Source organism: Nocardioides thalensis, from assembly GCF_013410655.1.
Taxonomy (GTDB): Bacteria; Actinomycetota; Actinomycetes; order Propionibacteriales; family Nocardioidaceae; genus Nocardioides; species Nocardioides thalensis.
Window position 1 is genome coordinate 1 of record NZ_JACCFP010000001.1, and the last position, 20,527, is coordinate 20,527.

General features: G+C 71.8%; 20 protein-coding genes. 7 read left to right on the top strand and 13 right to left on the bottom strand.

What is annotated here, in order from left to right; all coding sequences use genetic code 11:
* Positions 1–61: 61 nt before the first annotated feature.
* Positions 62–655 (bottom strand): hypothetical protein, encoded by a 594-nt coding sequence (locus tag HNR19_RS00005; RefSeq protein WP_179665969.1) that lies wholly within the window; start codon positions 653–655, stop codon positions 62–64.
* 166 nt (positions 656–821) lie between these two features.
* Here HNR19_RS00005 and HNR19_RS00010 point away from each other — a divergent pair, with 166 nt between their 5' ends.
* Positions 822–3,029, top strand: a complete 2,208-nt coding sequence (locus HNR19_RS00010) for a UvrD-helicase domain-containing protein (protein ID WP_179665970.1) — start codon at positions 822–824, stop codon at positions 3,027–3,029.
* Positions 3,030–3,041: 12 nt separating this feature from the next.
* Here HNR19_RS00010 and HNR19_RS00015 read toward each other — a convergent pair whose 3' ends face one another.
* Positions 3,042–3,425: a hypothetical protein gene (locus tag HNR19_RS00015; RefSeq protein WP_179665971.1), complete on the bottom strand. Its 384-nt coding sequence runs from the start codon at positions 3,423–3,425 to the stop codon at positions 3,042–3,044.
* A 184-nt stretch (positions 3,426–3,609) separates the two neighbouring features.
* On the opposite strand from HNR19_RS00015, the gene HNR19_RS00020 reads away from it, so the two are divergent.
* Positions 3,610–4,197, top strand: a complete 588-nt coding sequence (locus HNR19_RS00020; protein ID WP_179665972.1) for an RNA polymerase sigma factor — start codon at positions 3,610–3,612, stop codon at positions 4,195–4,197.
* A complete protein-coding gene (locus HNR19_RS00025) occupies positions 4,194–4,682 on the top strand; it encodes a hypothetical protein (protein WP_179665973.1) in 489 nt (162 codons plus the stop codon). The genes HNR19_RS00020 and HNR19_RS00025 overlap by 4 nt, the downstream gene beginning before the upstream one ends.
* A gap of 66 nt (positions 4,683–4,748) precedes the next feature.
* On the opposite strand, the gene HNR19_RS00030 is transcribed toward HNR19_RS00025, so the two are convergent.
* Positions 4,749–6,155 (bottom strand): S8 family peptidase, encoded by a 1,407-nt coding sequence (locus HNR19_RS00030; protein ID WP_179665974.1) that lies wholly within the window; start codon positions 6,153–6,155, stop codon positions 4,749–4,751.
* A gap of 687 nt (positions 6,156–6,842) precedes the next feature.
* A complete protein-coding gene (locus tag HNR19_RS00035) occupies positions 6,843–7,208 on the bottom strand; it encodes a hypothetical protein (protein WP_179665975.1) in 366 nt (121 codons plus the stop codon).
* A 351-nt stretch (positions 7,209–7,559) separates the two neighbouring features.
* Here HNR19_RS00035 and HNR19_RS00040 point away from each other — a divergent pair, with 351 nt between their 5' ends.
* Positions 7,560–8,849 carry a CHAT domain-containing protein gene (locus tag HNR19_RS00040; protein ID WP_179665976.1) on the top strand — a complete coding sequence of 430 codons (1,290 nt, stop codon included), beginning with the start codon at positions 7,560–7,562 and terminating at the stop codon, positions 8,847–8,849.
* Positions 8,850–8,859: 10 nt separating this feature from the next.
* On the opposite strand, the gene HNR19_RS00045 is transcribed toward HNR19_RS00040, so the two are convergent.
* The gene (locus HNR19_RS00045; RefSeq protein ID WP_179665977.1) at positions 8,860–9,654 is read right to left on the bottom strand and encodes a hypothetical protein; all 795 of its coding nucleotides are present in this window, start codon (positions 9,652–9,654) and stop codon (positions 8,860–8,862) included.
* Positions 9,655–9,784: 130 nt separating this feature from the next.
* On the opposite strand from HNR19_RS00045, the gene HNR19_RS00050 reads away from it, so the two are divergent.
* From HNR19_RS00050 to pabB, 3 genes are read left to right on the top strand one after another with little or no spacing between them, the layout of a single operon-like run.
* Positions 9,785–11,716: an anthranilate synthase family protein gene (locus HNR19_RS00050; protein ID WP_179665978.1), complete on the top strand. Its 1,932-nt coding sequence runs from the start codon at positions 9,785–9,787 to the stop codon at positions 11,714–11,716.
* Entirely contained in the window at positions 11,700–12,272 is a 573-nt protein-coding gene (locus HNR19_RS00055; protein WP_179665979.1) for an anthranilate synthase component II, read from the top strand. The genes HNR19_RS00050 and HNR19_RS00055 overlap by 17 nt, the downstream gene beginning before the upstream one ends.
* A complete protein-coding gene (pabB, locus tag HNR19_RS00060) occupies positions 12,273–13,559 on the top strand; it encodes an aminodeoxychorismate synthase component I (protein WP_179665980.1) in 1,287 nt (428 codons plus the stop codon). It abuts the gene before it with no gap.
* 21 nt (positions 13,560–13,580) lie between these two features.
* Here the strand turns inward: pabB and HNR19_RS00065 are convergent, their stop codons facing one another.
* The 8 genes from HNR19_RS00065 to HNR19_RS00100 form a co-directional block, all read right to left on the bottom strand.
* Positions 13,581–14,162 carry a PepSY domain-containing protein gene (locus HNR19_RS00065; RefSeq protein WP_179665981.1) on the bottom strand — a complete coding sequence of 194 codons (582 nt, stop codon included), beginning with the start codon at positions 14,160–14,162 and terminating at the stop codon, positions 13,581–13,583.
* A 95-nt stretch (positions 14,163–14,257) separates the two neighbouring features.
* Positions 14,258–15,613, bottom strand: coding sequence for an ATP-binding protein (locus HNR19_RS00070; RefSeq protein WP_218910096.1), 1,356 nt, complete (start codon positions 15,611–15,613; stop codon positions 14,258–14,260).
* Entirely contained in the window at positions 15,606–16,283 is a 678-nt protein-coding gene (locus HNR19_RS00075; RefSeq protein ID WP_179665982.1) for a response regulator transcription factor, read from the bottom strand. The genes HNR19_RS00070 and HNR19_RS00075 overlap by 8 nt, the downstream gene beginning before the upstream one ends.
* Before the next feature lie 78 nt (positions 16,284–16,361).
* Positions 16,362–16,925 (bottom strand): hypothetical protein, encoded by a 564-nt coding sequence (locus HNR19_RS00080; RefSeq protein WP_179665983.1) that lies wholly within the window; start codon positions 16,923–16,925, stop codon positions 16,362–16,364.
* Positions 16,926–16,997: 72 nt separating this feature from the next.
* Entirely contained in the window at positions 16,998–18,449 is a 1,452-nt protein-coding gene (locus HNR19_RS00085) for a sensor histidine kinase (protein WP_343046972.1), read from the bottom strand.
* Positions 18,446–19,153, bottom strand: coding sequence for a response regulator (locus HNR19_RS00090; RefSeq protein ID WP_179665984.1), 708 nt, complete (start codon positions 19,151–19,153; stop codon positions 18,446–18,448). The genes HNR19_RS00085 and HNR19_RS00090 overlap by 4 nt, the downstream gene beginning before the upstream one ends.
* Positions 19,154–19,200: 47 nt before the next feature.
* Positions 19,201–20,061 carry a fructosamine kinase family protein gene (locus HNR19_RS00095; RefSeq protein WP_179665985.1) on the bottom strand — a complete coding sequence of 287 codons (861 nt, stop codon included), beginning with the start codon at positions 20,059–20,061 and terminating at the stop codon, positions 19,201–19,203.
* A gap of 30 nt (positions 20,062–20,091) precedes the next feature.
* Entirely contained in the window at positions 20,092–20,526 is a 435-nt protein-coding gene (locus HNR19_RS00100; protein WP_179665986.1) for a phage holin family protein, read from the bottom strand.
* Position 20,527 lies beyond the last annotated feature (1 nt).

A 20,527-nucleotide genomic window follows, 5' to 3' on the forward strand; every position in this document is an offset into this window, starting at 1 on the left:
CGGCTCCGACGAGGCGCGCGAGGCGATGATGGCGTTCCTCAGCCGCAAGAAGGGCTGAGCCTCATCCGTAGCGGATCTTGCCGCCGAGCCGGCAGGTCGTCGCGAGGAACCCGGCCTTCATCCGGCCGTCGTCGAGGATCGCCCAGTCGTTGGTGTCGAGTCCCATCGAGGAGCCGAACCGCACCCACTGCGGCGCGTCGATGCACCCTCGCGGCACGACGACGGTGACCCGGTCCCTGCGACGGTCGGCGCGCCCGCGCAGGCCGTCGCAGTCGAGCACCTCCGGCCCGCCGTACACGAAGAGCGACGTGTAGGCCGGTCCCTTCCGCTTGTCGTGGTGCACCCACCAGCGGCCGTTGGACGTCTTGAGGTACCAGCTGGCGATCCACCGGTTGCGCGCCAGCGCGCGCACGTCCAGCGAGAGCACCAGCTTCCCGCCGCCGTACGCCGCCCGCGAGCGCACGATGTCGTGCGTCTTGTCGCGCCGCACCCGCTTGGTGGTCCCGTCGCCGAAGAAGAACTTCAGCGCGTCCTTCGCGGAGTCGTGGGAGACCTGGCTGTCGGCACGGGCCGGCGCCGGCGCGGCCAGCACGAGGCCGGGCGCCAGGAGTACGGCGACGGCGGCGGAGACGAGCCTCAGCCCGACGGTGTGCACACACCGAGTGTGATCCGCCCGCGGGCGGTTCGCCAGTGCGCAGGAACCGCGTGAGACCGCGGCGAGACATGTAATGTTGACTCCTTGCCGCTTCCACCCGGAGCGGCATTGACAACGGGTCAAAACAGCACAGCCGTGAGCAGGGGACGCCGGGGGTGGTGGGTCGGTGGCAGATCAGCAGGTCGAGCGCGAGGTCGCAGGTGAACAGGGCTTCGTGGACCGGGTCTACCAACAGCTGGAGAAGGCGGGGAAGGCGGCGCAGCAGCTCGCCCGGGAGGGTCACTCCCGCGGGCGCCTCGGGCACGAGGGTGGCCTCGTCGAGCGCGACGCCATGGTCTTCCAGGCGGCCAAGCGGATCGCGCAGCTCGACGCCGCCCACGAGGGCCTGGTGTTCGGCCGGCTCGACCTCGACGCCGAGGTCGACAAGGAGCCGCGGTACGTCGGCCGCATCGGCCTGCGCGACGACAACCACGACTCGCTCCTGATCGACTGGCGCGCCCCGGCCGCCGCGGTCTTCTACCAGGCCACCGCCGCCGAGCCGCAGAGCGTGATCCGGCGCCGGGTGCTGCGCAGCGAGGGCCGCAAGGTCGTCGGTGTGGAGGACGAGCTGCTCGACGCCGACGCCCACGCCACCGCCGAGGCCGCCGGCCGCGAGCTGCCGATCGTCGGCGAGGGCGCGCTGATGGCCCAGCTGTCGCGGGCGCGCGACCGCTCGATGCACTCCATCGTCGCCACCATCCAGGCCGAGCAGGACAAGGCGATCCGCGCTCCCAGCAAGGGCGTCGTGACGATCTCGGGCGGTCCCGGCACCGGCAAGACCGTGGTCGCGCTGCACCGGGCGGCGTACCTCCTCTACTCCGACCGGCGTCGCTACGAGACCGGCGGCGTGCTGGTGGTCGGCCCGTCCGGCGTCTTCATGCGCTACATCGAGCGGGTGCTGCCCTCGCTGGGCGAGACCGCGGTCGCGCTGCGCTCGCTGGGCGAGGTCGTCGACGGCGTCCGCGCGACGCGGCACGACGAGCCCGCCGTGGCCGACGTCAAGGGCGCGGCCCGCATGGCCGAGGTGATGCGGCGGGTGGCCCGCCAGCAGGCGCCTGGCTCGCCGTCGGAGTTCCGGGTGTTCTGGCGCGACGAGCGGATCGTGCTCGACCGCGGCCGGCTCGGCCAGATCCGCCGCAACCTGATGTCGCAGGGCCGCCGCAACAAGCAGCTGCCGCGCGTCTCCGCGGCGCTCCTCGACGCGATGTGGCGGCAGGTCCGCGGCGAGCGCGGTCGCGAGCAGGGTCGCGAGGCCTTCGACGACGAGATGCTCGGGCGCCAGGACTTCCTCGACTTCGCGCTTGCCTGGTGGCCGCCGCTCGACGCGCCCACCGTGCTCGGCTGGCTGCGCGACCCCGAGTTGCTGTCGCGGGTGTCCGACGGTGTCCTCACCCCGGAGGAGCAGCGGCTGCTCGTGAAGTCGTGGGCCAGCGGCGGTGACCTGTCGATCGAGGACGTGGCGCTCCTCGACGAGCTGCGCTACGCCCTCGGCGACGTACCGCAGCGCGCCGACGACGAGCGCGACGACCCGATGGCCCTCATTGAGGGCGCGGTCGACATCCAGGAGCTGATGACGGCCGCGGACCGCGAGTACGCACCGTCCGGACGCGCTTGGGCGCCGCCCACTCACAGCATCGAGGACGACGGCTACGCGCACGTTCTCGTCGACGAGGCGCAGGACCTCACGCCGATGCAGTGGCGGATGGTCGGCCGTCGCGGCCGCACCGCGTCGTGGACGATCGTCGGCGACCCGGCCCAGTCGTCGTGGCCGGTGCCCGCGGAGTCCGCCGCCGCGCGGGCCGAGGCGCTCGCCGGCAAGGCGATCCACGAGTTCCACCTGTCGACCAACTACCGCAACAGCGCGGAGATCTACGCCTACGCGGCGGCGTACGCCGAGCGGGTCGGGCTCGACGCCGACCTGCCCGACGCCGTGCGCCGCACCGGCGCCGAGCCGAAGCAGGTCGCGGTCGCCAACGCGAGCGAGCTCGAGGCCGCGACCCGCGAGGCGGTGCTGGAGATCGCCGGCCAGGTGAGCGGCACCGTGGGCATCGTGGTGCCGGTCGCCCGCAGGTCCGAGGTCAACAGCTGGCTGGCGTCGTGGCCCGAGCTCGCCGACGACGCGCCGGGCGCCGCTCGTGCGGCGGCCGACGCCAGCGTCGCGCCCTCGGGCGACGACCGGGTCGTCGTGCTCACCGGTCTCGACACCAAGGGCCTGGAGTTCGACGGCATCGTCGTGGTCCGGCCGCAGGAGATCGAGGACGAGTCCGCGACCGGACGCGCGACGCTGTACGTCGTACTCACCCGTGCGACGCAGCTGCTGACGACCGTCGGCTGAGGGTTTCGAGGCTCAGCGCACCGACGGCAGCACCGGGCCGCCGTGGAACCGCAGGCCGCGACGGCGAGGGTGCGCGGGGATGCGGGTCTCGCCGGTGATGCGGAGCAGCCGGTCGACCGGCGGGGTCGGGTCGTTCAGGATGCGCAGCGTGCCCGCGTGGGACTCGCGCAGGCGGGCGTAGGTCTCCGCCACCTCGTCGGGGCCACTGCGCTCGTCGAGCTGCGCCTCGACCATTCGGTTCCAGCGCGACTGGAGGGCGGCGACGAGGCCGGCCGGGCCGGCGAAGTACGGCGCCCACTCGGCGCGCCACGGCACCGCGCCGCTCATGTCGTCGGTCGCCACCGCCTCGACCTCGCGCAGGATGCGGGTTCGCTCGTGGGTCTCAGTCCAGGTCATGTCGGTTCTCCTTGTGAAGGGGCGGTGGGAGCTCACCGCCGCACACCGAGGAAGATGGACCGGGGGATCTGGTGATACGCCGAGAATTCGACGTATCACGGTGCTGGCCTGTGCCTCTGTCTATGCGGGACCATGCATCCAACAAACCCGTCAACCCCTGCCTGTGGGGGGCGGAGGAGGCCGGATGGATGTGACGGACCCGCTGGCTGTCGTCGTCCGTTCGGCGCGGGAAGGAGATCAGCGTGCGTGGGACACGATCGTCGACCGCTTCCTCCCCTTGGTCGAGGCGATCATTCGCCGCTACAGGCTCTCCGGGCCGGACGGCGACGACGCCAGTCAGACGGTGTGGCTGCGGCTGGTCGAGCACCTGGCCGACCTCCGCGAGCCCGAGGCCCTGCCCGGGTGGATCAAGACGACAACGCGCAACGAGTGCCTCCGGGTGCTCGCTGCTCGCGCCCGGACGCGACCGGTCGACCCGCAGGAGGACCCGACCCTCGATGGTCAGGACGACGTCGTGCCCGAGGCCGAGCTGGTCGCCGCCGAGCGGCGCCAGGCGCTGCGCGAGGGGCTGGCCGAGCTGCCGGACGCACGCCGCGCGCTGCTGCTCCTGCTGCTCGAGGACCCGCCGCTGGAGTACGCCGAGATCAGTGCCCGCCTGGGCATCCCGATCGGCAGCATCGGACCGACGAGGGCGCGCGCCTTCGAGCAGCTGCGGCGTACGCCGGCGCTGCGCCGGGTGAGCCCGGAACCGATGGGAGGGGGGACACGATGAACGACTGGGACGACATCACCGACGACGAGCTGGCCGCCGAGCTGGCGGCCGCGGTCGCCGAGGGGTCGGAGGTGAGCGAGCGGCGCCGGGAGGCGGCGAAGGCCGCGTTCACGTGGCGCACGGTCGACCAGGAGCTGGCCGAGCTGCTGCACGACTCCGCCCTGGATGCGGGCGCCGCGGTGCGCAGCGCCGGCGCCGGCACGGGCACCATGCGCACGCTCGCCTTCGGCACTGACGGGATGACGCTCGAGCTCGAGGTCGACCTGGGCTATGTGCTCGGGCAGGTCATCCCCGAGGGCGCGGCGGCCGCTCCCTTCGGAGGCAACCCCGCCAAGGTGACGCTGCACCGGCCGTCGGGTGTGGACCAGACCGTGCACTGCGACGAGCGCGGGTTCTTCCGGCTGGAGGCCGTGGCGCCCGGCCCGGTGCGGTTCGCGGTCGAGGTGGCCGGGGCGAAGCTGATCACCCCCTGGGTCACGCTCTGAACCCCAGGGTGGTCACAGGTTGGTCGAGTAGCCCGAGCGCCCTGGCGCTCGGGCGTATCGAGACCCTCAGGTCAGCGGCCCGACGATCCGGATCGGGTTTCCATCGGGATCGGTGCCGCCGGCCGTGCCCGCGCCGAGCACGGCGTCGCGCGCCTGGATGACGTTCTCGCCGGCCGCGCTCATCCGCGCCGCGATCAGCCCGCTGACGATGGGCGTCGAGAACGACGTACCGCTCCACCGGGCAAGACCGCGGAACGTGCGGATCTGTCCGACGTTCGGCGGCTCGACGCACTTGTAGGTCCCCTCGGGGAACGCGTTGACGAGGTTGCTGCCGCGTGCGTAGACGTCGACCCAGTCGCCGTAGTTGGAGAACTTCGAGCGCTTGCCGTTGGCGTCGACGGATCCCACCGCCGTCACCCACTCGAACGCCGCCGGGTAGAACGGCTCGTCGGTGTTGTCGTTGCCGGCAGCCGCGACGACCAGGGTCTCCTCGCCGTCGTCCAGTCCGTGCGCGGCGGCCAGCATCTGGAAGCCCAGCAGCGACATGTTCTTCCGCGTGTAGGTGCCCGCGGAGATGCTGATGACCTGCGGGTGCCCCTTGCTCTCCAGCGCGTCGTGCAGCTGCTCGCAGATGTCCTTCTCGAAGACCGCGCCGCCCTTCGTGAGCAGACCTTCGACGTCGACGGTCGACCCCGGCGCCAGGCACTGGATCACCCCCGACACGAACGTGCCGTGGCCGGCGTACTCATGGATGGCGAGGGGGTCGACGTGCTCCTCGTCCTTGGGTGCGCAATCGACGCCGTCCATCCAGTCATCGGTGGCGGGGTGGGTCAGGGCGCCCTTCCAGAGGCCGGTGTCGACGACGGAGACGCGGATGTCCTTGCCGACAGAGTCGTCTGGGTTCTGCGGCGGCCAGGGGGTCTTGGTGCGGACCATCTCCGGTTCAGTTGCGGGGCACAAGCTTGGTCTGATGTAGCCGGTGACGTACAGGAGGTGGTCCGGTGTCACAAGAGGGTGTTCCCGGGTGTGTTGCTCGACCTCGGCGTCCGCGCCGGACCCTCGCTCGAACGCGTCATCGATCTCGTCCAGAGTCGCGAGCACGTCGTCCAGTCCATCCCTGCGTGCTGGCAGCGTGACCAGGATCCCTGACTCGGACGAGCGCTCCGGCACACGCTCGATGTTGCCGGTGTAAATCTCCTGCCGCTGTCCGAAGAATCCGAAGACGCGCTCGAACGCCGCCTCGTTCCGAACGATCGCGTGACCGGGCCGGTAGAGGAAGGCAAGATCCGCGTCATCCGTGACGCGTCCAGGACCATCCGCGGCGGCAGCGGCGACCTGACCATCTAACGCGCGCCGGACCACACCTACCTGGGCTCGGCGCTTCTCGCGGAGTACCTCTTCTTCCCGGTATGTCGATTCGTCATTCGAGCCGCCTCGAATCCAGTCCCACGGCAACCGGAGCCGACTCAGCATTGCGCGGAGAGTCGATATTGGGAACGGGGGACCGCTTGGTTGCGACATCACCACTCCTGACAGGTGCGGGAAACGGGGCGTCCCGAGCACACCGGCCCCGCTAACGTAGTGGCGGTCGGGAATGCCCGTAAAGAGTCGTTCTCGTATGTGCAGGGGTCGCCGATGCAGGAGCTGCTCGACCTGGCCGTGGACCAGCCTGTCGAGGCGCGAAGGCGCGCCGAGGAGGTGCTCGCCCGCGACCCGGAGCCCATTGAGCTGTCCTACGCAAGTCAAGCCCTCGGGATCGTGCTGCGTGATACCGGCCAGGTCGAAGAGGCGATTGCGGCGCTGCGAGTCGCGCTCCGCGCGGCCTATCGAGCCGGCGTGGATGATCGCACCCGCGACGTGCGGGCGACACTTGGCGTGGCACTAGCCCTCGGTGGTCGCACCAGCCAGGCCCTGCGCCAGTTGGACGCGGCCCGCGACGGTGCGACGGGCGAGCTCGCAGCGAGAATCACGATGCGCCAGGCGGGAGTTTTGTCCATGTTGGGCCGCGACCGCGAGGCCGCGCCCGCCCTGCGCTCCGTTCTAGCGGTTCTCCAGGAATCGGGAGACCGACCTTGGGAGGCGAAGACCAGAGCATGGCTCAGTGCTGTTGAGCTTCGGCTCGGTCGCATCGACGCCGCAGAAGCCGAGATCGTCAAGGCGTTAGAGATTCTCGCCGCCGGAGGATCTGCGGTGGACCGCCTTGCGGGCCTCGGCAACCTCGCCTTGATCGCGGTCGCCCGAGGTGACATCGCTACGGGACTGAAGCGCTACGAAGAAGCGCTTCGGTTTCAGGAAGGCGCCGCAATCCCACCACGCCTCGACGAACTTTGGAGTATCTCCGACGCATATCTCGCAGCGGGTATGGCCGCCGAGGCCGTCCGCCTCCTGGATGGCTTCACGGGTCACGTTGGATCGCTTGATCGGGCTGAGTACGACCTCGCAATCGCTCGGGCGCGATTGGCCAATGCGGAGCCGGAAGTTGCACTCGCCGCGGCCCGTCGCGCCGATGTTCTCTTTCGCCGTCACAAGCAGTGGTGGCATTCGAGGCGCGCGCGACTCGCGATGGTCACCGCTCGGTTTGCGTTGGGCGACGGGGGTGAATTAGCGGTGGAAGCGGCTGCCGTCGCAAGGGCGCTTGATCGAGAACGCTCTGCGGAAGCGCCTGTCGCCCTCACCCTCGCCGGACGGATCGCTAGCGGCGAGGCTGGGCGGAAGCTGTGGGGGAGAGCTGCGACCTACCGCTGGCATCCCAACGGCCTGACCCGCGCCAGCGCTTGGTTCGCGCAGGCGTTAGATCGTGAAGCGTTTGGATCAGGCGCAGCTGTGCTGCGCGCGTGCGGAGCGGGACTGGATGCTCTGGACGAGCACCGACGCCTAATGGGTAGTTCTGAGCTCCGGGCACTTGCTACCACCCACGGTCGCGAGCTGACGACGATCGCGTTGCGGCACGCGGCCCACGACCCGCGGACGCTGCTCCGGTGGAGCGAGCGCACCAGGGCGACAGCGCTCGCGCAGCCGCCCGCTACATCGAACGCGGCGACGATTCCGGAATCGTTGGCCGCACTCCGCGACAACGGGCGCCAGCTCGCTGAGGCCCGCCAGGCGGGAGAGCCCACCGAGCAACTTGAGAAGGAGCGGCTCCGGCTGGAGCGGGCGGTGCGGGCCGAGCACCACACCCTGGCGCCCGGCAGCGAGGAGGCGCAGCGACCCGCCTCAGCCGAGGAGGTCGTGGCCGGTGTCGGCGACGGCTGCCTGGTCGAGCTGGTCGACGTCGACGGGGTGATCCATGTCCTCGTCGTGCACAACGGGCGGGTGCGCCGCCGGATCGCCGGCACCACCGCGGAGGTGGCCGACCTCCTCGGCCCGACCGCGATGCTGATGCGACGGGCATCGCGCGGTCGACCGTCGTCCATGGACGACCTCGCGCGGCAGCTGCAGGAGACGGCACTGGGAGAGGCGGCCCGGCTGATCCCGGACGGGCCGGTCGTCCTGTCCCCGACCGCCCGCCTGCACGGCGTCCCGTGGGCGCTGCTGCCGGTCCTGGCCGACCGCCCGTTCAGCGTGGTGCCGTCGGCGGGGCAGTGGCTCCGCGCGAGGTCGGTACGGCGACCGCGGGCCCGCCGTACGGCTCTGGTCGCCGGTCCGGGGCTCGCGTCCGGCGGCGCGGAGGTGCCCGAGCTCGCGAAGCGCTACCCCGATGCGCTGCTCCTCGACGGCAAGGACGCCGAGGTCGAGGCGACCCTGAAGGCCATCGACGGCGCCGACCTCGTGCACCTCGCCGCGCACGGCCGGTTCCGCGCCGACAGCCCGCTCTTCTCCGCGCTCGAGCTCGCCGACGGCCCGCTCGTCGTGCACGACCTCGAGCGCCTCGGGCGGGCGCCGTACCGCGTCGTGCTCTCCGCCTGCGAGTCCGGCGTCCTCGCCCCGGTCGGTGCCGAGGAGGTCCTCGGCCTTGCCGCGGCGCTGATCTCGCTGGGCACGTCCGGCCTGGTGTGCAGCGTCGCCGACGTCAACGACGACGCGACCGCTCGGCTGATGGTGCGGCTGCACGACGAGCTCGCGGCCGGCGCGGATCCGGCGACCGCGCTGCACGTCACCCGTCGGGCGATGGCCGACGACCCAGTCGCCGCCGCCACCGCTGCGGCGTTCGTCGCGCTCGGCGCCTGAGCGAGCGCGCTCAGGGCCGCGGCACGAGCGCGCGGACCACCATCACGTCGTGGTCGGTGTAGGTCGCCGGCTCGATCTCGAGCGTCGGGGCGAGGAGGTCGCCGTACGCGTGCTGGATGCCGGGCGCCTGCGTCGCCGCCGCGTCGGTGAGCGTCCAGAAGCCCTCCGGGGCGCACGACGAGCGACGGTTCACGTCGCCGGCGAAGATCGCCGGCCGCTCGCGCGCGGCGAGGAGCGCGGAGAGCTCGCGGCACTGCGTGGAGTTCGTCGACGCCGGGTCCTCGCCGTCGGTCGAGAGGTGGCTGGTGCACACGTCGATCCGGCGTGCGGTCGTCACGCACAGCCAGCGCCGCTGCTCCACACCGCTGAACCGCGAGTAGGCACCCTCCTCGCTGCTGCGGATCGCCTCCTTGGTCAGCACAGCGTTGACGAACACGCCGCGCGCACCGGGGTTGCGGCACACGAACGGCGCGCCGCCGTAGATGATCGTGGTGAACCGGAAGTGGTAGCCGGTGCGCTCGGCGATCTCCTCGACGTCACCGCTGCACGCCTCGTTGAGGGTCACCGCGTTGACGTCGTTGGCGAGGATCCGCTCGACCGCCTCGTCGACCACCTTGGGGTACTGCGTCCCGGGGAAGCACCGGGCGGCGCCGCTCAGGCACAGGTTCATCTGGAGCAGGGAGTAGGGGGCTCCGACGGTCGGCGCGCCCGCCGGCCGGCCGTCCTCGGCGTGCGCGGCTGAGAACCCCGGGAGGAGAGCGAGAACGAGCAGGCTGGCGACGGACAACAGCCGAGTCAGAGTCATGGGGAACAGCCAACCGACGACGTACGCCGACCGGAAGGTGCTGCGACGTACGTTCACCGACTCCTCACCTCGTGGTCCGCGCAGCGAATCCCGGCGGCGCGCAACCACCGGGGCAGCCTAGGCTTCCGGCATGACTGCACCCACCACCTCTGCCCGGGACGCCATCGCCGCGATCCAGGGGCACGAGGCGTGGGCGATCATCCGGCGCTCCACCCGGGCCAAGGACCGCGACACGGTCGGCGTCCTCGGCGGCCGGCGGTGGGTGGCCGACTCGATCACCGACATCCCGCTCGAGCAGGGACCGCCGGCCGAGGGACGGCAGTGCGACCGGCTCGTGGCGGTGCCCTTCCGGCAGGTCGCCGAGCGCGGGTTCCAGGCGCACGACGACGGCACCCCGTTGGTGGTGGTCGACGTGGAGACCGAGCTGGAGTACTCCGTCGCCGACGTCATCGACGCGATCGACGACACCGGCATCGACTTCGCCGACCGCGGCGGCTTCGACGTCGGTGACGACGACTACGCCAAGATCGTCGAGAAGATCATCAAGGACGAGATCGGCCAGGGCGAGGGCGCCAACCTCGTCGTCGGCCGCCACTACCGCGCGGTCGTCGCCGACTGGAGCGCCGAGAAGGCGCTGACCGTCTTCCGCCGGCTGCTGGAGCGCGAGCGCGGCGCCTACTGGACGTTCCTGTTCTTCACCGGCGACCGCTACCTCGTCGGCGCCAGCCCGGAGCGGCACGTCTCCGTGCACGGCGGCGACGTACGGATGAACCCGATCTCCGGGACGTTCCGCGTGCGCCCGCCCGAGGGCGACGACCGCGGTGTGCAGCCTCGGCTGATGGAGTTCCTGCGCGACCAGAAGGAGATCTACGAGCTCTTCATGGTCGTCGACGAGGAGCTGAAGATGATGTGCGACATCTGCAACGAGGGCGGCCAGGTGCTCGGGCCGTTCCTCAAGCCGATGACCCACCTCATCCACACCGAGTACCTCCTCGCCGGCCGCACCAACCGCGACGTCCGCGAGGTCCTGCGCGACACGATGTACGCCGCCACGGTCACCGGGTCGCCCGTCGAGAACGCGTGCCGGCTCATCAAGGAGTACGAGCCCGAGGGCCGCGGCTACTACGGCGCCGCGCTCGCGATCTTCGGCCGCGACGCGGACGGCGAGCCGGTCGTCGACAGCCCGATCGTCATCCGCACCGCCGACGTCGACCTCGAGGGACGGCTCAAGGTGACGGCCGGCGCCACCCTGGTGCGCGACTCCGACCCGGCCTACGAGGTCGCCGAGACCCATGCCAAGGCCGGCGGCATCCTGTCGGCTTTCGGGCTGGTGCCCCCAGCGCCCGAGCACGGCGTCGACCTCGCCGAGCTGGTCGCCGACGAGGACGTGCTGATCGCGCTCAACTCCCGCAACCGTCGTCTCTCCGGGTTCTGGCTCGACGACCAGGCCGGCACGCCGCCCGACCCGCGACTGGCCGGCAAGAGCGTCGTCATCCTCGACAACGCCGACGACTTCGTGAACATGCTGCGTCACCTGCTCGCGCGGATGGGCATGACCACCAGCGTCGTACGCCACGAGGACTACGCCCCCGGCTCCCTCGACGGCCACGACCTCGTCATCGTCGGCCCCGGCCCCGGCGACCCGCGCGACGGCGACGACGCGAAGGTCGCGACCGTGCGCACGGCGGTCGACGAGCTGCTGGCCGCCGAGCGGCCGTTCCTCGCCGTCTGCCTGGGCCACCAGACCCTGTGCCAGCGGCTCGGCATCCCGCTCTCCTACAAGGACATCGTCTTCCAGGGCACCCAGTCGGAGGTCACCGTCAACGGCCGTCGCGAGCGGGTGGGTTTCTACAACACGTTCGTGGGCCGGGCGGACGACGCCGATCTCCCGGCCGGCGTCAGCGTCGAGGCCGACCCGCAGTCCGGCGACGTCAACGCCCTCGCCGGGCCGCACTACCGCGGTGTGCAGTTCCACGCCGAGTCGGTGCTCACCGAGCACGGCTTCGACATCGTGCACGACCTCGTCTGCGCGATCCTGCTTCCGGATGGGCCACCCGCCTGACGTCGTGGTGGTCGACCACCACGACTCCTACACCTGGAACCTGGTGCACCTCGTCGCGGGCGTGACCGGGGTGCTGCCCACCGTCGTCCAGCACGACGAGGTCGAGCCCGACGACGTGCTGCGCCACGAGTACGTCGTGCTGTCGCCCGGCCCCGGCCACCCCGCCGACGAGCGTGACTTCTCGGTCGGCCGCGAGGTGCTGCGCGACGGTCGCCGCCCGGTGCTCGGTGTCTGCCTCGGCATGCAGGGCATGGTCACGACGTACGGCGGCCGCGTGGACCGCGTCGGCCCCGCCCATGGTGACGTGGCGGCCATCGAGCACGACGGCGCCGGTGTGTTCCGCGGTCTGCCCGCCGGGTTGCGGGCCGTGCGCTACCACTCGCTCGCAGCGCTGGAGCTGCCCGACGAGCTCGTGGTCACGGCGACGGCCGACAACGTGGTGATGGGCGTGCGCCACCGCGACCTGCCCCAGGAAGGCGTGCAGTTCCACCCCGAGTCGGTGCTGAGCGAGCACGGCGCCCGGATGGTCGCGAACTTCCTCGCCGGGGAGCGGTAGGTGGCCACCACGGGAGATGCGGTGGCCGCGTTCACCGATGTCGCGGCGGAGCACCGCCGGTGCGTCTGGCTCGACGGCGGCGGCGCCCGTGACTGGAGCCGGCGCCGCTCGATCATCGGCTGGCTGGACGGCGACGACGTCTCGCTGACCTACGACGCCGCCCGCCGCGAGGTCACCCGTCACTCCGGCGATCGCACCGAGGTGGTCGGCGACGACCCGTTCGTGGTCCTCGAGCAGGAGTTGGCCGCGGGAAGCCCGAGCGACCAGTGGTTCGGCTACTTCGGCTACGCCTCCCGCCCCGATCTCCCCGCCCGTCCCGACGTACTCCTTCCCGACGCCGTCTGGATGCGCCCCTCCCACATCCGCTTCTTCGACCACGCCGAATCCGCCCCCATGGCTCGCCGAGATGGACACGATGGTTCGGAGCGCGAACCACGAGGCACAACTCGGCACGCCATGAGGGCGGATTCGACCCCTTCGACGTATGCCGCGGCGTTCGACGCTGTGCAGGGGCACCTGCATGCGGGGAACTCCTACGAGGTCAACCTCACCCACCGGATCACGACGGCCAGCGGCCTCACTCCGGCCGAGGCCTACCTCCGCCTGAGGGCGGTGAATCCCGCTCCGTACGCGGGTTTCCTCCAGCACGACGTCGCGGGGGCGGAGGCCTGGCTGCTCAGCTCGTCGCCCGAGCGCTACGCGCTGGTGACCGACGACCGCACTCTCGAGACCAAACCGATCAAGGGGACGACGCCGCGGGGCGGCACGCCCGAGGAGGACGAGCGGGCGCGCGAGCACCTGGCGACTGACCCGAAGTTCCGGGCCGAGAACCTGATGATCGTCGACCTGCTCCGCAACGACCTGTCGATGGTGTGCGAGGTGGGGTCGGTCGACGTGCCCGTGCTGATGGACGTGGAGTCCTACGCCTCGGTGCACCAGCTGGTCTCGACGGTGCGCGGGCGGCTGCGCGACGACGTCTCGACCGTCGGGGCGCTGCGCGCGCTGTTCCCGGCCGGCTCGATGACCGGTGCGCCCAAGCTGCGCACGATGGAGATCATCGACGAGGTCGAGGAGACCCCGCGCGGCGCCTACGCGGGCGCGTTCGGCTGGGTCTCGGGCGACGGCCGCGCCGATCTCGGCGTGGTCATCCGCACCCTGCTGACCGCGGGCGACGGCAGCTACACGCTCGGCACCGGCGGCGGGATCACCGTGCGCTCCGACGTCGACGAGGAGTACGCCGAGACGCGCTGGAAGGCCGCGCGTCTCCTGCGGGCGATCAACCCCTGACGCGCGGCCTCCGGCCGGTGCTCAGCTGTCGGCGGTCTTGCTCAGCACCGTGAAGTCGGCGTCGAGCGCGACGTCCCACTCCTTGCCGTCGCGGTCGCGGACCTCGGCCTCGTAGGCCTCGCCCGCGTCGTCGGAGGCCTCGACCTGGAGCACGGTGCCCCCGCCGACCGCGGCGAGCGCGGCCTGCTCCGCGTCGGCCCGCTCGGCGTCGCCGAGCACCCGGTCGTCGGCGTCAGTGTCGTCGGTGTCCTCGGTGTCCTCGGTGCCGTCGTCGGCGTCCCCGGACTCGTCGCCGTCGTCGTCGCCCTCCTCGTCCTGGCGCACGACGTCGAGGTTCTCGTCCAGGGAGACGTCGAGCTCGGTGCCGTCCTCGCGACGGACCTCGACCTCGTAGGCCGCGCCCTGGTCGTCGCTGGTCTCGACGTCGACCGCCTCGCCGCCGCCAGCGGCCTCCACCGCCGCCGCGGCGACCCGGTCGCGCGCGTCGCCCTCGAGGTTGTCGTCCGCGGTCGCGGTCCAGACGGTCGCGCCGACGCCGAGCACGGCGATCGTGGCGATGGCGGGGAGGAGGACGCGCTTGCTGCGGAGCTTCGTGGTGTTCATGGGTCGCCTTCTTCTCTTCGACGTGGTTCCGGACTGTGCGGTACCAGCCTGCGGGAGGGTCGCTGAACCCTTCCTGAACGCTCCTGAACGACGTTTCAGGCGGGCAGCCGTACGACGAGCCGCGCGCCCCCGAGAGCGCCGTCATCGACCGTGACCGTCCCGCCATGCGCGGCCACGATCTCGCGCACGATCGCGAGCCCGAGGCCGCTCCCGCCGGCGTCCCGCGCCCGCGCCTCGTCGAGGCGGACGAACCGCTCGAAGACCCGTTCTCGGTCCGCGGCGGGGATGCCCGGCCCGTCGTCCTCGACCACCAGCTCCACGGCGTCGGCACCGCCGCCGGGGGCCGTGCGGACGGAGAGGGAGACCGTGGTCCGCGCGTGCCGGGCCGCGTTGTCCACCAGGTTGCGCACCACCTGCCCGAGCGCGAGCCGGTCTCCGCGCACCCGGCCCGCGCTGACGCCGGAGGTGTCCACGGCGAGGCCGGTACGGCGTACCCGCGCACCCTCCGTGAGCGCGAGGTCGTCGAGGTCGACGTCGTCGCGACCGCGCAGTGCGGCACCCTCGTCGGCGCGGCTGAGCAGCAGCAGCTGCTCGATGAGCCGCTGCATCCGGTCCGACTCCTCGAGCACGGCCTCGGCGAGCTCGCCGGGTGGGAGTGCGTCCGGATGGGCGGAGGCCACTTCTGCCGTCTGTCGGATGCTGGCCAGCGGCGAGCGCAGCTCGTGGGAGGCGTCCGCCACGAACTGGCGCTGCCGGTCCCGCGACTCCTCGAGCCGGCCGAGCATCCGGTTCACCGTGCGGGCCAGGCGGTGCACCTCGTCGCGGGAGGCGGGCTCCGGGACCCGCCGGTCGAGCCGGTCGCCGGTGATCTGGTCGGCCTCCTGCCGGATCCGCTCCACGGGCGCCAGCGCCCGGGCGGCGACGAGCCAGGTCGTGCCACCCACCAGCAGGAGCACGAGAGGCAGGCCGACCAGCAGCGGCGGCAGCAGGGCGGCGGTCGACTCCTCGACGTCCTCCAGCGCGACGGCCGCGACGACGACGTACTCCTCCTCGCCCCACTCGGCGTCCTCGGTGACCACGAGGTAGGGATGCTCGCCGCCGGGCAGGGAGACCTCGCCGCCGTCGGACGGGAGAGAGCGGGCCAACGGCTGGGACGACCGGACGACGGACCCGTCGGCGGCCAGCACCTGCCACACGACCTCCTCGGGCTCGTCGTCCGCGTCGTCGGAGTCGTCGCGCCCAGGCGGGTCCGGCAGCCCGCCGCTCTCGATCTCGTCGGCCAGCGACGACACCCGTTGCTCGGCGCCGGCCTCCAGTCCGTCGCGGAGCGACGCGCGCACCAGCGCGACGAGCACGATCGCCCCGACCACGAGCACGACCGCGACGATCAGCACCGCGCCGGCCGTCGTACGGAACCGCACCGAGGCGCGGCTCCACCGCAGCTCAGCCACCGTCGCTCGCCAGTCGGTAGCCGGCGCCGCGGAGCGTCTGGATCGCCTCGCGCCCGAACGGGCGGTCGATCTTGTTGCGGAGGTGGCGCACGTAGACCTCCACGATGTTGGGGTCGCCGTCGAAGTCGACGTCCCACACGGCGTCGAGGATCTGGCGCTTGGAGACGACGTCGCCGGGGTGCCGGGCGAGGAACGCGAGCAGGGAGAACTCCCGTGCGGTGAGCGAGACCTCCACGTCCCCGCGCCACACCCGGCGGGCGGCCGGGTCGACCCGGATGTCGCCGGCCTCGAGCTGCGTCGGGCGCTCGCGGGCGCCACGGCGGGCGACGGTCCGCAGGCGAGCGACGAGCACCGGGAAGGAGAACGGTTTGGTCAGGTAGTCGTCGGCACCGGTATCGAGACCCTCCACCTGGTCCCACTCGCCGTCCTTGGCCGTGAGCATCAGGATCGGCGTCCAGTCCTTCTCGGCGCGGAGCGTCTCGCACACCTTGTAGCCGTTGATGCCGGGCAGCATCAGGTCGAGCACGATGGCGTCGTAGTCGTTCTCGCGTGCGAGCCAGAGGCCGTCGGTGCCGTCGGCGGCCAGGTCCACGGCGAACCCCTCGGCCTCGAGCCCGATCCGGAGGGAGCGCGCGAGTCGTCGCTCGTCCTCGACGACGAGTACGCGCATGGGTTCCTCCGGGCGGTCGGGTCCGCCCATTCTCGCGGGTTGCTCCTGAATGCCCGCTGAAGAGCCCGCGGCAGCGGACTACGCGCCGACGCCCGCCCGGTCGGCGTGGGCGGAGAGTCGGGTGAGCACCTGCTCGACGCCGGTGACGACGCCCTTCTGGTCGTACGGCGCCGGCGCGATCACGTTGACGCTCTGGATCAGGTCGCCGTTCTGCACGAAGCCCGTGACGTAGAGCTGCTTCTTCACCACGTCGACCACGACCCGGGCGGCGTCGGCGCCGGCGATCACCGGGTCGTCGACGTCGGCGTCCTCGGGCTGGCCCATCGTGTCCCACGCCTGGTCGAGACCGCCGGAGAACTGGAGGTAGTTGGCCTCGATGACCGGCTGGCCGGTCCTCTCCTCGGGCACGAACCGGCAGACCGGCGCGGTCGGCTCGCCCGCCTCCTCGGTGGCGACGGTGCCGAACTGCCTCTCGATGAAGGCGGCGTCGAGCGCGTCGCAGGGGTTCCACAGCGCCGGGGTCTCGGTGGGGAGGTCGGGCCTCGGGGCGACGTCGTCGCCGCACCCGGCCAGCAGGAGCGCTGCCAGCAGGAGGCCCGAGGTTTCGAGGCTCGTCGCTAGCGCTCCTCGCACCTCAACCACCGGCCTTGCTCGTCGCTAGCGCTCCTCGCACCTCAACCACCGGCCTTGCTCGTCGCTAGCGCTCTTCGCACCTCAACCACCGGAGACACGCTCCTCGCCGGGCAGCCGCATCACCAGGCGGGTGCCGCCGCCGGCGCTCTCGGTGACCTGCACGGTGCCGGCGTGGCGCTCGACGACCTGGCGCACGATCGAGAGGCCGAGGCCGGAGCCCGGCATGGTGCGCGAGTCGGGTGCGCGCCAGAAGCGGTCGAAGACCAGCTCCCGGTGCGCCTCGGCGATGCCGGGGCCCTGGTCGTCGACCGTCAGCACTCCGTCGCTGAGCCGGACCGTCACCTTGCCTCCTTCGGGGCTCCACTTCGCTGCGTTGTCGAGCATGTTGGTCACCGCACGCTCCAGCGCGGCGGCCTCGCCCGTCAGCCGCCACGGGCGGGTGAACACCTCGAAGGTCAGCCCGGGCGCGCGCCGCCGTACCCGCTGTACGGCGTGGTCCACGATCTCAGCAAGGTCGACCGGCTCGACCAGCGGGACCGCCGGCGCCTCGCGCGCGAGCTCGGTCAGGTCGCCGATCAAGGTCGTCAGCTCCTCGATCTGGGCGCGCACGTCCTCCAGCACCTCGCGTCGGGCGTCCGCGGGCAGGGCCGCGTCCGGCGCGTCGACCTCCATCGTGAGCAGGTCGATGTTGGTGCGCAGCGAGGTCAGTGGCGTGCGCAGCTCGTGGCCGGCGTCGGCGACCAGCTGGCGCTGGCGCGTGCGGGTGGCGTCGAGCGTCGTGAGCATCTGGTTGAACGCCGTGGCGAGGCGCGCGACCTCGTCGTCGCCCTCGACCGGGAGCGGGGTGAAGTCCTCGGTGCGGGCGATCTCCTCGACGGAGGTCGTCAGCTTCCGCACCGGACGCAGCCCGTTGGAGGCGACCGCCCAGCCCGCCGCGGCCGCGACCAGCACGCCGGCCATGCCGAACGCGAGGGTGACCCAGCCCAGCCGGGCGAGGATCCGGTCCTGGTCCTCGAGAGATTGGGCGATCACCAGGGCGACGTTGTCCGGCCTGGGCTCCGGTCCGGTCAGGGGCACGGATGCCACGCGGAACCGCTCGCCGTCGACGGTCACTGTGCGGATGCTGTAGGGCTGGGACCCGCCGGCCACCTCGAGCTCGGACGACCCCAGCGGGATCTCGGGTCCGGTGTCGATCGACACCACGTCGCCGTCGACGTGGACGTACCCGATGCGGACATCACCGGCGCCGACCGCCCAAGAGGGCACCCGGTTGGCGTTGAGGTTGAGGTCCAGCAGCACGTTGGTCGCGGCTGCGGCCTTGGCGCGCTGCAGCAAGGAGTGGTCGAGGGAGTCCTGCATCTGCATGCGAGCCGTGAAGTAGGCACCGACGGCGATCACGGCCGCGGTGATGCCCACGGCCATCGTCGTCAGCAGGATCACCCGGCTCGCGAGCGAGCGGCGGTAGTGCCACCGCCCGTCGGGGCCCTGGCCCAGGGTCATCGACCGCGCCGTCAACGGCACGAAGCCGCTCACGCTTCCTTCAGGACGTAGCCGACGCCGCGCACGGTGTGGATCAGCCGCGGCTCGCCCTCGGCCTCGGTCTTGCGGCGCAGGTAGCCGACGTAGACCTCCAGCGAGTTGGCCGTCGTCGGGAAGTCGTAGCCCCAGACCTCCTCGAGGATGAACGACCGGTCGAGCACCCGGCGCGGTCGGCGCAGGAACATCTCCAGCAGCGTGAACTCGGTGCGGGTGAGCTCGATCGGCCGGCCGTTGCGGGTGACCTCGCGGGTGGTGACGTTCATGGTGAGGTCGGCGAACGCGAGCGTCTCCTCCTCGTCGTCGCCGTCGACCGGGGCGGCCCGGCGGAGCAGGGCGCGGAGCCGGGCGAGCAGCTCCTGGAGGGCGAACGGCTTGGTCAGGTAGTCGTCGGCGCCTGCGTCGAGGCCCTCGACCCGGTCACCGACCGCGTCGCGGGCCGTGAGCACGATGACCGGCACGTCGTTGCCGGCCGCGCGCAGCGCGCGGGTCGCCTCGAGCCCGTCGAGGCGCGGCATCATCACGTCCATCACGACCACGTCGGGGTTCAGCGAGCCGATCCCGGCGAGCGCCTCCGCGCCGTCGGCGGCCAGCTGCACGTCGTAGCCGTTGAACTCCAGCGAGCGGCGCAGCGACTCGCGCACCGCGCGGTCGTCGTCGACGACGAGGACGCGGTGCTTGACGGCGGTCGGCTGGCTCACTCGAACATCATGCCCGTGCAGGCTGAGGTTGTGCTGAGAGGCGGGGCCTACAGGTAGCGGGCGGCGAGCCGCGCGGCCCGGGCACCGTACTGCCCCCCGAAGAGGCAGGCGTGCACGAGCAGCGGGAACAGCTGGTGGATCGCCAGCCGGTCCTCCCAGCCGTCGGCGAGCGGGTGCTCCTCGTCGTACGCCGCCATCACGTGCTGGAGCTGCGGGAGGCCGAAGAGCGCGAGCATCGCGAGGTCGACCTCGCGGTGGCCGCCGTAGGCGGCGGGGTCGATGGCGACGACGCGGTCGTCGTTGGTGAAGAGGACGTTGCCGTTCCAGAGGTCGCCGTGGAGGCGGGCGGGCGGCTCGTCGGGGACGATCTCGCCGATCTTGGCGACGGCCTGCTCGATGGTCGCGGCGTCGGCGGCCTCCACCATGCCGTGGTCGCGGGCGACCTTGAGGTACGGCGCGATCCGCCGCTCGGCGTAGAACTCCGCCCAGGTGTCCATCGGCCGGTTGCGCAGCGGGAGCCGGCCGATGAAGCCCTCGGTGTCCAGCCCGAAGGAGGGGGCGCCGCTCCGGTGGGTGCGGGCGAGCGCGCGCCCGAACGAGGCTGCGGCGTCGGCACCGGTCTTGCCGGACTCGATCCAGGCGAGGATCAGGCAGTCGTCGGCGACGCCGAGCACCTCGGGCGTGGCGACGCCGTCCTCGACCTCGGCGAGCCAGCGGAGGCCGGTCGCCTCGGCGGCGAAGAAGCCCTCGGGCGCCCCGGTGAGGGTCTTGAGGAACGCGGTGCGACCGTTGCTCAGCCGGAGCTTGACCGCTGTGCAGATGTCACCGCCGGCGACCGGCGCCGTGGCGATGACCGAGGACCCGAGGAGCTGCTCGGCGCGTCCGGCCACTACCGGTTGCCGTGCCATGCCTCCCCCTGTCTCTCTGCTTCCTTGCGTTCAGGCCTGTCCCTTGAGCGCCCGCGGGATCTCTCGCCCTTGCTCGATCGCCTTCTCGGGCGCCTTCACCTTCTTGAACTTGCGTATCGCCACGAAGACCATCAGCCCCGCGACCAGCAGGTAGAACCCGAAGACGATCAGGAACGCCCAGTGCAGGTCGAGGCCGGAGCCGTTCCAGTGGATGAAGTAGGCGATGGCGACCGACAGCATGATCACCGCGAGCACCAGGACGAACGCCGCTGCCGCCAGCAGGCCGGCGCCGATGCCGCCGGCGGTCACGCTGACCTTCAGCTCCGACTTGGCGAGCTGGATCTCCTTGCGCATGAGCGTGGAGAAGTCGGTCTGGGCGTCCTTGATCAGGCGCCCGATCGTTGGCTCTTCAGACGCGCCACCCGCGGGGTGGCGGGCGGGAACAGTCGGCGGTGGCGTGGCCATG